Origin of the sequence: Afifella sp. YEN Y35, from assembly GCF_047553465.1 — a bacterium.
GTDB classification, from domain to species: domain Bacteria; phylum Pseudomonadota; class Alphaproteobacteria; order Rhizobiales; family Afifellaceae; genus Afifella; species Afifella aestuarii.
Genome location: NZ_CP180203.1, coordinates 665,910 through 680,063 on the forward strand (window position 1 = coordinate 665,910; position 14,154 = coordinate 680,063).

The window sequence follows — 14,154 nt, forward strand, 5'->3', positions numbered from 1 at the left end:
GATCATGGGCGAAGTCTTGAGGTCGAAAACAGCCGAACTCTTCAACGAGCCGGGCTGTGCGAAAAACCAGGCCAAGAGCGAAAAGGAGCGCAAGAAAGGCTGCTCCAAGCCTTTGGTGCCGGGCGCCGCCGCAGGCGGTTGTGCCTTCGACGGTGCCAAGATCGCGCTGGAGCCGATCGTCGACGTCGTGCATCTGACGCACGGGCCGTCGGCGTGCGAGGGCAACAGCTGGGACAACCGCCACGCCGCCACCTCGGGGCCGAGCACTTACCGGCTCGGCCTCACCACCGATCTCTCCGAGCTCGACATCGTCATGGGCAACGGAGAAAAGCGACTGTACCGGGCGATCAAGGACGCGATCGCCCGCTACGACCCACCGGCCGTCTTCGTCTATCAGACCTGCGTGCCGGCGATGATCGGCGACGACATCGAGGCCGTCTGCCGGCATGCGGCCGAGAAGACCGGCACGCCCTGCATTCCGGTCCTGTCGGCCGGCTTTTCAGGCAAGAAGAATTTCGGCAACAAGCTCGCCGGTGAGGCGCTCTTCAAGCACGTCATCGGCACCATCGAGCCTGAATATACGACGCCGACGGACGTCAACATTCTGGGCGAATACAACATCGTCGGCGAGATCTGGCAGATCAAACCGCTTCTGGAAAAACTCGGCATCCGGCTTCTCGCCAACATCACCGGCGATGCGCGCTACCGCGATATTGCGGGCGCGCACCGCGCTCGCGTCAACATGATGATGTGCTCGGCGGCTCTCATCAATCTGGCGCGTCAGATGGAAGAGCGCTGGGGCATCCCGTATTTCGAAGGGTCTTTCTATGGCATCGCCGATACCTCGGCGGCGCTGCGCACGCTTGCCCGGATGCTGGTCGAGCGCGGAGCTCCCGAAGATCTTTTGCAGCGCACGGAAGTGCTGATCGCGGCGGAGGAGGCGCGGGCCTGGGCACGCATCGAACCTTACCGCGAGATCCTCAAGGGCAAGCGCGTCATCCTCTATACGGGCGGGGTCAAATCCTGGTCGATCGTCTCCGCGCTGCAGGAAATCGGCATGAAGATCGTCGCCACCTCGGTGCGCAAATCGACCGAAGGCGACAAGGAGCGGATTAAAGAGATCATGGACGATCCGCATATGGTCGGCTCCGTGCCGGCCCGTGAGATGTATGCGAAACTCGCCAATGACGAGGCGGACATTCTCCTGTCGGGCGGCAAGACGCAATATGTCGGCCTGAAGGCGCGCAGGCCCTGGCTCGATATCAACCAGGAGCGCAACTATGCCTATGCCGGATATGACGGCACCGTGGCGCTCGTCGCCGAGCTCGCGAAATCCTTGTCCAATCCCGTTTGGGACGAGATCCGCCGGCCTGCACCCTGGGAAATCTCCGCCGATATCGTGCCGCTCGATTGCGGACCGCAATCGCGTTCCAGCCTTGGGGAGGCTTGAATGGCCACGCTTCTGCAGCCGAAAAAAAGCGGCTCGATCAATCCTTTGAAGTCCTCGGCGCCGCTCGGGGCGGCGCTTGCCTATCTCGGCGTCGATGGCGCCGTGCCGCTCTTTCATGGTGCGCAAGGGTGCACCTCCTTCGCTCTGACGCTCGCCGTCCGTCATTTCCGCGAAGACATGCCGATGCAGACGACGGCGATCGCTGAGGTCGAGACGATTTTGGGGGGCGCCGACAATCTGGAGGAGGCGCTCATCAATCTGCAGTCGCGGATGAACCCGAAGTTCATCGGCATCGCCTCGACGGCACTCATCGAGACGCGCGGCGAGGATATCACCGGCGATCTCCTGTCCATCATGCAGCGCCGCCACGAACTGGCACGCACGGCCATCGTCTACGCCTCGACGCCGGATTATGTCGGCGCGCTCGAAGACGGCTGGGCGAAGGCGGTGACGGCGATCATCGAAGGCCTCGTCGTTCCGGGTGAACGTCGGCAGAAAAGCCTGCGGCAGATCAACATTCTTCCAGGCGTGCATCAGACGGCGGCCGATATCGACCAGTTGCGCGATATGGCGGCGGCGTTCGGGCTCAACGCTGTCGTCCTGCCGGACCTTTCCGGTTCGCTCGACGGGCATGTGAACGCCGAGTTCACGCCGATCACATCAGGCGGCACGAAACTCGAAGACATCGCCGACATGGGCGAGGCGCTCGCCACCATCGCGATCGGCCAGCATATGACCCCGGCAGCGGAGGCCCTCGAAGGGCTGACCGGCGTGCCGAGCACGGTTTTCGCAAACCTGACCGGGCTTGCCGCGACCGATGACCTCGTGGCGCTGCTGTCGCGCATCTCGGGCGTTGCGGTCCCCGAAAACCTCAAGAGGCGCCGCAGCCAGCTCGTCGATGCCATGCTCGACTGCCATTTTTATCTCGGCGGCAAGCGGATCGCGATCGCGGCCGATCCGGACCTCGTTTATCAGCTTGCCGTCTTCTTCAAGAGCCTCGGCGCGGAGATCGTCACGGCGGTGACGACCACCAATCATTCGGCGCTTCTCGAAAAGGTGCCGGCGAAAGAGGTCGTCGTCGGCGACCTCATGGATTTCGAAGAACGGGCGGCCGCGGCAAAGGCCGATCTCCTCGTCACACACAGTCACGGACGGCAGGCTGCGGAACGGCTCGGCCTGCCGCATCTGCGCGTCGGGTTCCCGATCTTCGACCGGCTCGGCGTCCAGCACCGCGCGATGATCGGCTATGCGGGAAGCCGCGATTTTCTCTACGAGGTCGGAAACATCTTCCTCAGCCTCATCAAGGAGAAAAAGCCCGAGGATTTCGCCTCGGCCAAAGTGCCTCCCTTCAAGGTTCAGGAGAAGCGCGATGTCGGTCAGACACTTGCAATTGGTTGAACGGGAGGAAGTCATGTCGGTGACCGCTGAGAGCGACGAGCCGAAGTTGCGTGTCGCGATCGCCACGCAGGATATGAAAGGGCTCAACGCGCATTTCGGCTCGGCCCGCAAATTCGCGATCTACGATGTGACGCCGACGGCTTCGCGCTTCGTCTCCGCCGCCGCCTTCGACGACGTCTCCGATGAAAGCGGCAGCCACCGCCGCGAGGGCGATGACCGCATCGGACCGAAGATCGAGGCCTTGAATGGCTGCCACCTTCTTTTCTGCCTGGCGATCGGTGGGCCTTCGGCCGCGAAAGTCATCAATGCGCGCATCCATCCCGTCAAATTGCCGGCGCCGGAGCCGATCGACGGCCTCATCGGGCGCGTGCAGACGATGATGTCGACCAATCCGCCGCCCTGGCTGCGAAAGGTCATGGGCACGGCGCAGCCGCGGTCGATGGATTTTCTCGACGAGGAGGATTGAGCATGGCGGAAGCTCTGATGTCGGCGGGCGACGCGGACGAGAAGGCCATGGGCTCGCCCTTCCTCAAATCGCTCGTCGCGCTCTACCGGGCGGAGGATTCCTACGGCGCCTGGGAGAGCAAGAGCGATGCCGAGCTTCTCGAGGAGTTCATCGTCACCGCCGAAGAGCGGCGGGCAAAGCCGATCATCGACGATCCCGACCCCGACCTTCTCGACCGGGTGGACAAGTTCTATCGCGCCGTCGGTCTGACCGTGGAGCGCGAGACGGGGCTCATGGCCTCGCCGATGATGAGCATGCATTGGGAAGGGTTCGGGCGCGTCATCCTGACGGCCGGCAAGCTCGTGATCTTCGCGAAGTCGCTACGCGACGTGCACCGCTTCGGTTTCGAAAGCCTCAGTGATCTCGCCGAGGCCGGCATGAAGGTCGTGCGCCAGGCGCGCGAGACGATCGATACCTATCCAGACGTGGCCCGCGCCTGAGGCGTGGCCGATGAGAGGGGCTTGGGCGAGCCCAGGGGGACATGATGAGCTTCGTGACACGTGACGGCCGGGACTGGACGCCGGAATATCTTCTTTCGATCGATCCGAAGAAATGCATCGGCTGCGGTCGCTGCTACAAAGTCTGTGCGCGCAGCGTGATGACGCTTCGCGGCGTCACCGAGGACGGTGAATTCGTCGACCTCGAGGACGAGGATGACGACGAGCTGGAGCGCAAGGTGATGGTGCTGGGCGATGCCGGCAATTGCATCGGCTGCGGCGCCTGCGCCCGGGTCTGCCCGACGGGCAGCCAGACGCACGGGGCCGAGGCGCTCGCGGCCTGAGACGATGGACGCGGCGGAGGTCTACGATTTTCTGATGGAGGGCGGCGAGCGGCCGCTCTGCAATGCGTTCGACGCGCATGTCATCGCCTCCGTGCTGGCGCTCGCCATTTCGGAAAGCCGCAGGGACGAGGTGAGCGTCGTCGAGACGCTCGGCCTCGACAGCGACAATCTCAAAGACCTCGTCGGCGCGCTCTTTCCGCATGCGGCGGCGATTTTCGACGGGCTGCCGGCCGATGTCGCGCCGGCGAGAAGCGAAGACGAGGCCTGCCTTCTCGACCTCTTGAAGAGCGGCACGACCGAGGACAGCGTACTCGAAATGCGGTTTGCGGAGATCATCGCGCGGCGCTGTCAGCGGCCGAACCATCTCTGGCAGGATCTCGGTCTCCGCAACCGACGCGAACTCGGCTGGCTGATGGAGCGGCACTTTGAAATGCTGTCGGAGGCGAACAGCGAGGACATGAAGTGGAAGAAGTTCTTCTACCGCATGATCTGCCGCGACACGGGCTATCAGATCTGCACCGCGCCGACCTGCAACGAATGCGACGACTTCGAGACGTGCTTCGGCGATGAGAGCGGCGAAAGCCTGCTTGCCCGCGTCAAGCGCGATGCCGAGAAGGCTTCCTGAGGGCGCATCGATCCTTCCCGCTGTTGCGAAGGCGCCTGTCGGCTTTGTGACATTGGTGCGGAATGCGACATTCCGTCAATCTCTGAATATCCTTTAAAAACAAAATCTTATGGTTTGGCATGCGGCTTGCTGCGCTCCTGGCAACGAAGGAGCAAGGCATGATCCAGCTGACCGAGGCCGCCGTGGATGCGCTGCGCACAGCGATCGCCGGGTCTGAAGAACCGGTCGAGGGCCTGCGCCTGATGGTCGAGAGCGGCGGCTGTGCCGGCCTCAAATACATGATGGGCCTCGTCGGCGAGGCCGAGCCGAGCGATGTGCTGGTGGAGCAGGCGGGCATCAAGGTCTTCGTCGACCCGATGAGCATCGCCTACCTCGAAGGCACCACCGTCGATTTCGTCACAAGCCTGGAGGGCGCCGGGTTCACCTTCGACAATCCGAAGGCGACCTGGAGCTGCTCCTGCGGCAAGTCCTTCGGATGATGGAGAGCCCCATGACTGATTTTACCCCCCTTTATCAGGATGAGCTTCTGGAGGCGGCCGCCGAAGAGCGAGAGGAACGCTGCGAAGGTGCGGCCGGCCCGGGTGAGAAGCCGATGGTGCGGCTGACGCTTCTCAACCGCACGCAGATGCCGAAGAGGCCTGCGTCGTCGCCCGAGGCGCGCGTTGAGAGCGCCGAGGGCGAGGCCGGCTCGCGCAAGGTGGCGGCGTTTGGGCTCGGTCTCAGCCGTGAGGAGAAATTCGCTCTCGTCGAAGAGGCGCTGGAGGATATCCGCCGCTACATCGCGGGCGATGGCGGCGACTGCCAGCTCGTCGATATCGAAGACAACAAGATCATGGTGCGGCTGACCGGTGCCTGCGTCGGCTGCCAGCTTGCCGGCGTGACCATCGGCGGCATCCAGATGCGGCTGATGGCAAAGCTCGGCGCGCCCGTCCGCGTCATCCCGGTTCACCCGAGACATTGAGGAGGCGGTGATGCGGCCCGTCTATCTCGATGCCAACGCCACCACACCCGTCGATCCCGACGTGCTGGCGGCGATGCTGCCGTTCTTCACGGAGCATTTCGGCAATCCTTCTTCGCTGCATGGCTTCGGCTCGGTGGTTGCCGCGGCCGTGAAGCGGGCGCGCGGGCAGCTTCAGTCGCTGCTGGGTGCCGAATCGGACCAGGAAATCACCTTCACCTCCGGCGGGACGGAATCCGATACGACCGCCATCCTGTCGGCACTCGCCACGCAGGAGGGCCGCAACGAACTCATCGTCTCGGCGGTGGAACACCCGGCGGTCCTCGCGCTCGCTCAGGATCTGGCGAAACGGGCCGGTATGGTCGTCCATGTCATACCGGTCGACGGGCGGGGCCGGCTCGACATCGATGCCTATGAGAAGGTGCTCGGCCGTCAGACGGCTCTCGTCTCCATCATGTGGGCGAACAACGAGACCGGCACGATCTTTCCAGTCGAACGGTTGGCTGCGATGGCGCACGAGGCCGGCGCGCTCTTCCATACCGATGCGGTGCAGGCGGTCGGCAAGATCGCGATGGATCTCCAATCCGGCGCGATCGATATGCTGTCGCTCTCGGGACACAAGCTGCACGGACCGAAGGGGATCGGTGCGCTCTATGTCCGTCGCGGCGTGCCGTTTCAGCCGCTCATTCGCGGGGGGCGTCAGGAACGGGGACGCCGCGCCGGCACGGAAAATGTGCCGGCCATCGTCGGCCTCGGCAAGGCCGCGGAGCTTGCCGCCTTCCATCTCTATGACGAACAAACGCGCGTGCGGGAGCTGCGCGACCATCTGGAAGCCGGCGTGCTGGCTGTGATCGACAAATGCATCGTGACCGGCGACGTGGACAATCGCCTGCCGAATACGAGCAACATCGCTTTCGATGGCGTCGAAGGCGAGGCGATCGTGCATCTTCTGTCGCGCGATGGCGTCGCCGTCTCGTCCGGCTCGGCGTGCAGCTCCGGCGGCATGGACGCCTCGCATGTGATCCGTGCGATGCGTCTTCCCTTTACGGCGGCGCATGGTGCCGTGCGTTTCTCTCTGTCGCGCGACAACGAGAAAGCCGATGTCGATCGGCTGATCGAGATCCTTCCCGACATCATCGAAGAGCTGCGCGCCGTGTCGCCGTTCTGGCGAAAGGCACGGCAGCCCGCAAAGCCACAGGAGCGTCTCTATGCTTGAGGAGCGCATCGTCCCCCGCCACATCGCCTTCAACGATTCGACGCTTCGCGACGGCGAACAGGCGCCGGGCGTCGCCTTTTCGATCGAGGAGAAGGTGGCGATCGCACGGGCCCTCGATGCGGCCGGCGTCGACGAGATCGAGGCGGGCACGCCGGCGATGGGGGAGGCCGAGATCGAGAGCCTTGCGGCGATCGGCGAAGCGGTGACCGGTTCGCGCGTCATCGCCTGGTGCCGGATGACCAAGGGCGATGTCGATGCCGCGCTGAAGACCGGTCTCAAAGAGGTCAATCTCTCCGTGCCGATGTCCGATCGGCAGATCAAGGCGAAGTTCGGCACTGATCGTGCGGACGTTCTCGACCGCATTCGCAGCGTCATTCCTTATGCCCGCGCGCATGGGCTCCGGGTCGCGCTCGGTGGGGAGGATTCAAGCCGCGCCGACCTCGATTTCATTCGTCGGGCCATTGCGGTCGCGCAGGAGGCGGGCGCCGTCAAATTCCGCTTCGCCGATACGGTCGGCATCCTCGATCCGTTTACGACCTTTGCCGTCTTTCAGCGGCTCCGGGCGATGAGCGATCTCGATCTGGAATTTCATGGCCACGACGATCTCGGCCTTGCCACGGCCAACACGCTGGCCGCGATCCGCGGGGGAGCCACGCACGCCTCCGTCTGCGTTCTCGGCATCGGCGAGCGTGCCGGCAATGCGGCGCTCGAAGAGGTGGCGACCGCGCTCGATCATATCAGTGCGCATAAGAGCCGGGTCGACCTTACGCATCTGACGGGGCTCGCGGAGCTCGTTGCGGCGGCGGCAGGCCGTCCGATCCCGGAATCGAAGCCGATCGTCGGCGCCGCCGCTTTCATGCACGAATCCGGCATCCACGTTTCCGGCCTTCTGCGCGATCCGGCAACCTATGAGGGCCTCAATCCTGAGCGGCTCGGGCGCGCGCGCACCATCGTTCTCGGCAAGCATTCCGGCATCTCCTCGATGCGCCATGCGCTCGAGACTCTTGGACTTGCCGCCGACGACGCGCAGACGCGCACGCTGCTCGATCTGGTGCGGGCAGAGGCCGCCAAGGCCAAGCGCGCAGTCGGCCTTCACGAAGTTGCCGCTCTTCATGCGGCGCTGACGGCACGCGAACTCGCGGCCTGACCGGTTCTCAAGGGAAAGCGCGGCCCTGAGGCCGCCGCTGCGGAGGATATCATGGGCGTTCTGGACGAATTGCGGGAGCTGTCGGCCGCGGAAGAGTTTTTCGCGTGTCTCGACGTGCCGTACGATCCGAAGGTGGTGCATGTCGCGCGCCTGCACATTCTGCGGCGCATGGGCGAATATCTCGCCGCCGACCATCTCGACGACCTCGATGATGAGGCCGCGCGCGAAGCGTGCCGCACGCATCTGGCACAGGCCTATGAGGACTTCACACGGTCGTCGCCCCTCGAACAGCGCGTCTTCAAGGTGCTGAAGCAGGCCGCGGGTGGACCGAAGCCGAAATCAAAGCCCTTCGTGGCGCTCAACACCCTGACAGGACGCGCCAGCCAGTGACACTTCTGTCGGGTTTGCGACAGCTGCCGTCCGCTTTTGGCCGTGTCGCGCAAACCCGACAATCTATGAAAACATATTAATTTCAGATGCTTACATGATTTCTGAGATTGGCACGCTGCTTGCGAAAGACCTGATGAGGTCTTGAATTCGGCACCGGCCACCAGACGCAAGCTGGCTCCGGTGCGCATGAGGAAGGCAGGAACGATGCAGATCGTCGTGTGTATCAAGCAGGTTCCGGACAGCGCCCAGATCCGCGTTCATCCGGTCACCAACACCATCATGCGCCAGGGTGTGCCGACCATCATCAACCCTTACGATCTTTTCGCGCTCGAAGAGGCGTTGCGGCTGCGCGACAAGTCCGGCGGAGAGGTGACCGTTCTGTCCATGGGTCCGCCGATGGCCGAGGATTCGCTGCGCAAGGCGCTGACTTTCGGGGCCGATCGCGCGGTGCTCCTGACGGATCGCTTCTTTGCGGGCTCCGACACTCTGGCGACGAGTTTTTCCCTGTCGCAGGCGATCAAGAAGATCGGCGAGGTCTGGGGCGCGCCCTCGATCGTGTTCACCGGCAAGCAGACGATCGATGGGGACACGGCTCAGGTGGGGCCGGGAATTGCGACGCGCCTCAACCTCAATCAGCTCACCTATGTCGCGAAGATCGGGCCGATCGACCGCGAGGGCGGCACGATCGAGGTCGAGCGGCGTGCGGAAGGGGGTGTGCAGGTTCTGCAGACCAAGCTTCCCGTTCTCATCACCATGCTCGAAGGCACCAACGAGATGCGGCGCGGCTCGCTTTCGGCCGCGCTCTCGGCGGCCAAGGCCGATGTGACGGTGTGGAACGCCGCGGATATCGGCATCGAGGACGTCACCAAATGCGGCCTGCGCGGCTCGCCGACGGTCGTCAAGCGCGTCTTCGCGCCGACGCCGCGCGAAGAGAAAGCCGAGCAGCTTCCCGTCAGCGGCAAGGGCCCTGACGAGATCGCGGACACGCTCATGAACGAGATTTTCAGCCGGCATCAGACGATCGAAGACGATCTGATGAATTTCGCGGCCGGGCAGTAGGAGGCAAAGCCGATGGCAAACGCGCCAAAGCAGCAAGCCCGCCCCGCAGGCGGTCGGGCCGGCATGAAGAAGGAACTGCCGGAGCATTTCAAAGCCTACCGGCATGTCTGGGTCTTCATCGAATACGAGCACGGGCACGTGCATCCCGTGTCGCTGGAGCTTCTGGGAGAGGGGAGAAAGCTTGCCGAGAAGCTCGACGTGGAGCTCGCCGGCGTTCTTCTCGGCGGCGACAAGAGCGAGCTCGAGGCGGCGGCAGCCGAAGTCTACGAGCACGGTGCCGACGTCCTCTATCAGGTCGCCGATCCGATGCTCGCGCATTACCGCAACGAGACCTACACGAAGTGTCTGACGGATCTCGTCAACACCTACAAGCCGGAGATCCTGCTGCTCGGGGCGACGACGCTTGGCCGCGACCTCGCGGGCTCTGTGGCGACGACGCTCGCAACGGGGCTGACGGCCGATTGCACGGAGCTCGCGATCGACGACGATCGTTCGCTCGCGGCGACGCGCCCGACCTTCGGCGGCTCGTTGCTGTGCACGATCTATACGCTGAATTTCCGCCCGCAGATGGCGACCGTGCGGCCGCGCGTCATGGCCATGCCGAAACGCGAGCCGGGACGCACGGGACGCCTGATCGAGCATCCGCTCAACATGGCGGAGGACGATGTCGTCACCAAGGTTTTGCGCTTCGTCGCCGACCGTGATTCCAACAAGGTGCAGCTCGCCTTCGCCGACATCGTCGTGGCCGGCGGGCTCGGGCTTCGCTCGGCTGAGAATTTTCAGCTGGTGAAGGATCTCGCCGAAGTCCTCGGCGCCGAATACGGCTGCTCACGGCCGCTCGTGCAGAAGGGGTGGGTGCCGGCCGAGCGCCAGATCGGTCAGACCGGCAAAACCATCCGGCCGAAGCTTTACATCGCCGCCGGCATTTCGGGCGCGATCCAACACCGTGTCGGTGTGGAAGGCGCGGATCTCATCGTCGCCATCAACAGCGACCCGAATGCTCCTATTTTCGATTTTGCTCATCTCGGCGTGGTGGCCGATGCCCTGGAAGTGCTTCCGGCGCTGACGCGGGCATTCGCAAAACACCTCTCCGTCAACCGCCTGGCAGGCTAAGGAGGCAGCCATGGTCGAACAGCGTTTCGATGCGATCGTTGTTGGTGCAGGGCCCTCGGGCAACGCCGCCGCCTACACCCTGGCGAAGGAGGGATTGAACGTCCTGCAGCTGGAGCGCGGGGAATATGCCGGCTCCAAGAATGTTCAGGGCGCGATCCTCTATTCCGACGCGCTCGAAAAGCTCATCCCGAACTTTCGCGAGGATGCGCCACTCGAGCGGCATGTCATCGAACAGCGTCTGTGGATGCTCGACGACGCGTCTTACACCGGCATGCATTACCGCTCGGAAGAGTTCAACGAAGAGAAGCCGAACCGCTACACGATCATCCGCGCGCAGTTCGACAAATGGTTCAGCCAGAAGGTCCGCGATGCCGGCGCGACCGTCCTTTATGAGACGACGGTCAAGGAGCTCATTCGCAACACGTCGGGCAAGGTGATCGGCGTGCAGACCGACCGCGAGGATGGTGCGGTGATGGCCGATGTCGTCATCCTTGCGGAAGGCGTCAACGGCCTCGTTGGCCAGCGTTCGGGGCTGCGCGATGAGCTGAAGCCGGACACCGTGGCGCTTGCGGTCAAAGAAATGCACTTCCTGCCGCGCGACGTGATCGAAAGCCGGTTCAACCTCAAGGGCGACGAAGGCGTCGTCATCGAGGCGATGGGCAGCGTGACGCTCGGCATGACCGGGACCGCCTTCCTCTATACGAACGAGGAATCGATCTCCGTGGGCATCGGCTGCCTCGTCTCCGATTTCAAAGAGACGGGCGCAAAGCCCTACGAACTCCTGGAGAGGTTCAAGTCGCATCCGGCGATCGCGCCGCTTCTGGCGGGCTCGGAGGTGAAGGAATATGCCGCCCATCTCATCCCGGAAGGCGGCTACAACGCCATCCCTTCGCTCTTCGGCGATGGCTGGCTGATGGTGGGCGATGCCGGGCATTTCGTGAATGCCGTCCACCGCGAGGGTTCCAACCTTGCGATGACGACGGGCCGCGTTGCCGCGGAAACCGTCGTGCGGTTGCACCGCATGCGCAAGGAGATGTCGAAAACCAATCTCGCCGAATATCAGGAGCGGCTGGAGAAGACCTTCGTCCTCAAGGATATGCGCAAATATCGCAAGATCCCTGCCTTCCTGCACGGCAACAAGGAAACACTCTTCGGCCTCTATCCGCGTCTCTTGAGCAAGGCGGCGCAGACATGGTTCCGCGTCGACGGGCTGGACAAGAAGGCGAAAGAGAAAGCGATCGTCTCCTCGTTCCGCCAGGCGCGGACGTTGAGGGGCATGATTGGTGACGCGTTCAAACTGGCGAGGGCCTGGCGATGAGCACGGAGACAGATGGCGTGAAGGTTGAAGAGAAGCTGTACTACAACCGGTACGTGGTGGATGCGGGCCGTCCGCACGTCAAGATCCGCCCGCATGAGGTGCCGTCTCAGGCGCTTCTGGCGCTGACGAAGATCTGCCCGGCGGGCTGCTATGCCCTCAACGACAAGGGGCAGGTCGAGGTGACGCCCGACGGCTGCATGGAATGCGGCACCTGCCGCATCGTGTGCGCCGATACGCACGACATCGAGTGGAATTATCCGCGCGGCGGTTTCGGCGTCCTGTTCAAGTTCGGCTGAGGCTCGCCTCGGCCGGGCAGGCTGTCATGGACGGTGCCAGGGGGCTTCGGCCGGACATGCAGCCTGCCTATCTTTTCTGCGCGCGGCGCTGACACGAGCGGAGCCCGAGAGGGTGGGGCGGCTGATTTTGCGGACCCTCACCCTATATCGCGGGCATGGCCTTTTTCTCCGCAGCACGCACTGACCCGCAACACGCCGTCCCAGACGGATGCCGCGTCTATGCGATCGGCGACATTCACGGGCGGTTCGATCTGCTTCTCGATCTTCAAGAGCAGATCAAAGCCGATCTCGCGGCGTCCCCTCCGGAAGAGAGCGTCGAGATCTTTCTCGGCGATTACATCGATCGCGGACCCAATTCCCGCGCGGTCCTGGAATATCTGTTCGCGGGCGAAAAGCTCTGCGACCGCCGCGTCTGCCTCAAGGGCAACCATGAGGCGGTGCTTCTCGAGGTTCTCTCCGATCCGAGCATGCTGCCCTATTGGTGCGGGCAGGGCGGATCGGCGACGTTGCGGTCGTTCGGCGTTGCGCCTCCTTCGGGCGGAGATCAGCGCTCGCTCGTCACCTGCCATCAGGCTTTGCTGCAGGCGCTGAGCGGTGGCTTCGAACAGTTTTTACGTTCGCTCGCTCTCAGTGAGAGCGTCGGCGATTATTTCTTCGTTCATGCCGGGATCGATCCCAGGCGCCCGATGCGGGCGCAGCGGGAGGAGGATCTGGTGTGGATCCGCGAGCCGTTTCTCTCAAGCGGACGAGATTTCGGCTTCTGTGTCGTGCATGGGCACACACCTCGCGACGAGGTCGACATTCGCCCCAACCGCATCGATATCGATACGCGCGCCTTTGCCTCCGGCCGGCTGACCTGCCTCGTTCTGGAAGGGGACGAGCGGCGCTTTCTGCAGACGCAGGATGTGGCAGAGCCCGAAGCGGTCAGGCGGCGGTGAAGATCAGACCAAGGCTGACGGTGAGACAGAGCGCGGCCTGAACCGAGGCGGTCTGTCCGAGACAGCCGTTGAAATCGGCGGGCGTCGTCGCATTGCGGAAAGCCACGTGAGCCTTCCAGGCAAGCGGAATGCAGACGAGGCCGAGGAGAGCGCCTGTCAGGTGTTCGCCGACGAGGGCCAGAAGGGTGATCATCACAAAGCTTGCGGCGAGCAGACGGCCGTAAAGGCGTCCGGCACCGAGAGGCCCGACGCGGATCGCGAGCGTCTGGCGGCCAGCCAGCGTGTCGGTTTCGCGGTCGCGCGTGTTGTTGACGAGGAGAACGGCGGCTGCCGGCAATCCGATCGCCAGTCCGAGAAGGATGGCGGGGAAGTCGATGAAACCCGTCTGCAGATAGAAGGTCCCGTCGACGGCCACGAGACCGAAGAAGGTGATGACGAAGGCTTCGCCCCAGGGGCTGCGCGAGATCGGCCAGGGTCCGGACGAATAGGCGTACCCTGCGATCAACGACAGGATGCCGACGATGAGGATCGGAATGCCACCGGCCTGGATGAGATAAAGGCCGCCGAGGGCTGCGATGAAAAAGGCGAGATGCGTGGCGTGGAAGACCTCGCGCGCCGTCGCCCATCCCTTTTGCGTGACCCGAGGCGGGCCGATGCGGCCGGAATCGTCTGTCCCGTTCAAAGCGTCGACGGCGTCGTTGTTGAGATTGGTGCCGATCTGGATGGCCACGGCCGAGATCAGGGTCACCAGCGCCAGAAGAACGTGAAAATCGCCGTTCTCGGCCCATGCCAGCGTCAGGCCGGCGACGACCGGCGAGACGGAGAGCGCCAGCGTGCGCGGACGGATGGCATACCACCAGATGGCGAAAGGAGACGGTTTTTCCGGGGTCATCGCATCGACCATAACCATCATGCTGTCGCCGAGCTGTGGGCGGCGCCGATGGTATTTGTATTGCAAGA

The 14,154-nt window shown here is 63.7% G+C and carries 17 protein-coding genes; 16 read left to right on the forward strand and 1 reads right to left on the reverse strand.

From position 1 onward, the window contains the following. The first annotated feature begins 4 nt into the window (after positions 1 to 4). From nifE to ACK8CP_RS03245, 16 genes are all read left to right on the forward strand, one after another. Positions 5 to 1,450 (forward strand): nitrogenase iron-molybdenum cofactor biosynthesis protein NifE, encoded by a 1,446-nt coding sequence (gene nifE / locus ACK8CP_RS03170; protein ID WP_414833330.1) that lies wholly within the window; start codon positions 5 to 7, stop codon positions 1,448 to 1,450. Further along, positions 1,451 to 2,848, forward strand: a complete 1,398-nt coding sequence (gene nifN, locus ACK8CP_RS03175; protein ID WP_234628392.1) for a nitrogenase iron-molybdenum cofactor biosynthesis protein NifN — start codon at positions 1,451 to 1,453, stop codon at positions 2,846 to 2,848. A gap of 13 nt (positions 2,849 to 2,861) precedes the next feature. Next, positions 2,862 to 3,314 (forward strand): nitrogen fixation protein NifX, encoded by a 453-nt coding sequence (nifX, locus tag ACK8CP_RS03180; RefSeq protein ID WP_234629358.1) that lies wholly within the window; start codon positions 2,862 to 2,864, stop codon positions 3,312 to 3,314. Between the two features lie 2 nt (positions 3,315 to 3,316). Beyond that, positions 3,317 to 3,793 (forward strand): NifX-associated nitrogen fixation protein, encoded by a 477-nt coding sequence (locus tag ACK8CP_RS03185; RefSeq protein WP_234628391.1) that lies wholly within the window; start codon positions 3,317 to 3,319, stop codon positions 3,791 to 3,793. Between the two features lie 44 nt (positions 3,794 to 3,837). Further along, positions 3,838 to 4,134: a ferredoxin III, nif-specific gene (gene fdxB / locus ACK8CP_RS03190; RefSeq protein WP_234629357.1), complete on the forward strand. Its 297-nt coding sequence runs from the start codon at positions 3,838 to 3,840 to the stop codon at positions 4,132 to 4,134. A 4-nt stretch (positions 4,135 to 4,138) separates the two neighbouring features. Then, the gene (locus ACK8CP_RS03195; RefSeq protein ID WP_414833331.1) at positions 4,139 to 4,759 is read left to right on the forward strand and encodes a nitrogen fixation protein NifQ; all 621 of its coding nucleotides are present in this window, start codon (positions 4,139 to 4,141) and stop codon (positions 4,757 to 4,759) included. A gap of 158 nt (positions 4,760 to 4,917) precedes the next feature. Then, positions 4,918 to 5,238, forward strand: a complete 321-nt coding sequence (locus tag ACK8CP_RS03200; protein WP_128291600.1) for a HesB/IscA family protein — start codon at positions 4,918 to 4,920, stop codon at positions 5,236 to 5,238. An 11-nt stretch (positions 5,239 to 5,249) separates the two neighbouring features. Next, entirely contained in the window at positions 5,250 to 5,720 is a 471-nt protein-coding gene (locus ACK8CP_RS03205) for a NifU family protein (protein ID WP_414833332.1), read from the forward strand. 10 nt (positions 5,721 to 5,730) lie between these two features. Continuing rightward, entirely contained in the window at positions 5,731 to 6,933 is a 1,203-nt protein-coding gene (gene nifS, locus ACK8CP_RS03210; protein WP_414833333.1) for a cysteine desulfurase NifS, read from the forward strand. Then, positions 6,926 to 8,080, forward strand: a complete 1,155-nt coding sequence (nifV, locus tag ACK8CP_RS03215; RefSeq protein ID WP_414833334.1) for a homocitrate synthase — start codon at positions 6,926 to 6,928, stop codon at positions 8,078 to 8,080. Before nifS ends, nifV begins: the two co-directional genes overlap by 8 nt. A 51-nt stretch (positions 8,081 to 8,131) precedes the next feature. After that, a complete protein-coding gene (gene nifW / locus ACK8CP_RS03220; RefSeq protein ID WP_414833335.1) occupies positions 8,132 to 8,470 on the forward strand; it encodes a nitrogenase stabilizing/protective protein NifW in 339 nt (112 codons plus the stop codon). A gap of 204 nt (positions 8,471 to 8,674) precedes the next feature. Further along, positions 8,675 to 9,529, forward strand: a complete 855-nt coding sequence (locus ACK8CP_RS03225; RefSeq protein ID WP_128291605.1) for an electron transfer flavoprotein subunit beta/FixA family protein — start codon at positions 8,675 to 8,677, stop codon at positions 9,527 to 9,529. A gap of 12 nt (positions 9,530 to 9,541) precedes the next feature. Further along, complete coding sequence (locus ACK8CP_RS03230; RefSeq protein ID WP_414833336.1) at positions 9,542 to 10,642, forward strand: electron transfer flavoprotein subunit alpha/FixB family protein; 1,101 nt, start codon at positions 9,542 to 9,544, stop codon at positions 10,640 to 10,642. A 10-nt stretch (positions 10,643 to 10,652) separates the two neighbouring features. After that, positions 10,653 to 11,960, forward strand: coding sequence for an FAD-dependent monooxygenase (locus ACK8CP_RS03235; protein WP_234628384.1), 1,308 nt, complete (start codon positions 10,653 to 10,655; stop codon positions 11,958 to 11,960). Further along, positions 11,957 to 12,256: a ferredoxin family protein gene (locus ACK8CP_RS03240; RefSeq protein ID WP_234628383.1), complete on the forward strand. Its 300-nt coding sequence runs from the start codon at positions 11,957 to 11,959 to the stop codon at positions 12,254 to 12,256. Before ACK8CP_RS03235 ends, ACK8CP_RS03240 begins: the two co-directional genes overlap by 4 nt. Before the next feature lie 155 nt (positions 12,257 to 12,411). Beyond that, positions 12,412 to 13,194: a metallophosphoesterase family protein gene (locus tag ACK8CP_RS03245; protein WP_234628382.1), complete on the forward strand. Its 783-nt coding sequence runs from the start codon at positions 12,412 to 12,414 to the stop codon at positions 13,192 to 13,194. Here ACK8CP_RS03245 and menA read toward each other — a convergent pair. After that, the gene (menA, locus tag ACK8CP_RS03250) at positions 13,181 to 14,107 is read right to left on the reverse strand and encodes a 1,4-dihydroxy-2-naphthoate octaprenyltransferase (RefSeq protein ID WP_234628381.1); all 927 of its coding nucleotides are present in this window, start codon (positions 14,105 to 14,107) and stop codon (positions 13,181 to 13,183) included. The genes ACK8CP_RS03245 and menA overlap by 14 nt on opposite strands. Positions 14,108 to 14,154: the final 47 nt, after the last annotated feature.

Bases quoted from the DNA above. Each gene is read 5' to 3' on its own strand.
- fdxB (WP_234629357.1), top strand. From the start codon at position 3,838: ATGAGCTTCGTGACACGTGACGGCCGGGACTGGACGCCGGAATATCTT.
- ACK8CP_RS03240 (WP_234628383.1), top strand. From the start codon at position 11,957: ATGAGCACGGAGACAGATGGCGTGAAGGTTGAAGAGAAGCTGTACTAC.
- ACK8CP_RS03205 (WP_414833332.1), top strand. From the start codon at position 5,250: ATGACTGATTTTACCCCCCTTTATCAGGATGAGCTTCTGGAGGCGGCC.
- nifV (WP_414833334.1), top strand. From the start codon at position 6,926: ATGCTTGAGGAGCGCATCGTCCCCCGCCACATCGCCTTCAACGATTCG.
- nifW (WP_414833335.1), top strand. From the start codon at position 8,132: ATGGGCGTTCTGGACGAATTGCGGGAGCTGTCGGCCGCGGAAGAGTTT.
- ACK8CP_RS03230 (WP_414833336.1), top strand. From the start codon at position 9,542: ATGGCAAACGCGCCAAAGCAGCAAGCCCGCCCCGCAGGCGGTCGGGCC.
- nifS (WP_414833333.1), top strand. From the start codon at position 5,731: ATGCGGCCCGTCTATCTCGATGCCAACGCCACCACACCCGTCGATCCC.
- ACK8CP_RS03185 (WP_234628391.1), top strand. From the start codon at position 3,317: ATGGCGGAAGCTCTGATGTCGGCGGGCGACGCGGACGAGAAGGCCATG.
- ACK8CP_RS03225 (WP_128291605.1), top strand. From the start codon at position 8,675: ATGCAGATCGTCGTGTGTATCAAGCAGGTTCCGGACAGCGCCCAGATC.
- menA (WP_234628381.1), bottom strand. From the start codon at position 14,107: ATGATGGTTATGGTCGATGCGATGACCCCGGAAAAACCGTCTCCTTTC.
- ACK8CP_RS03235 (WP_234628384.1), top strand. From the start codon at position 10,653: ATGGTCGAACAGCGTTTCGATGCGATCGTTGTTGGTGCAGGGCCCTCG.
- ACK8CP_RS03245 (WP_234628382.1), top strand. From the start codon at position 12,412: ATGGCCTTTTTCTCCGCAGCACGCACTGACCCGCAACACGCCGTCCCA.
- nifX (WP_234629358.1), top strand. From the start codon at position 2,862: ATGTCGGTGACCGCTGAGAGCGACGAGCCGAAGTTGCGTGTCGCGATC.
- nifE (WP_414833330.1), top strand. From the start codon at position 5: ATGGGCGAAGTCTTGAGGTCGAAAACAGCCGAACTCTTCAACGAGCCG.
- nifN (WP_234628392.1), top strand. From the start codon at position 1,451: ATGGCCACGCTTCTGCAGCCGAAAAAAAGCGGCTCGATCAATCCTTTG.
- ACK8CP_RS03200 (WP_128291600.1), top strand. From the start codon at position 4,918: ATGATCCAGCTGACCGAGGCCGCCGTGGATGCGCTGCGCACAGCGATC.
- ACK8CP_RS03195 (WP_414833331.1), top strand. From the start codon at position 4,139: ATGGACGCGGCGGAGGTCTACGATTTTCTGATGGAGGGCGGCGAGCGG.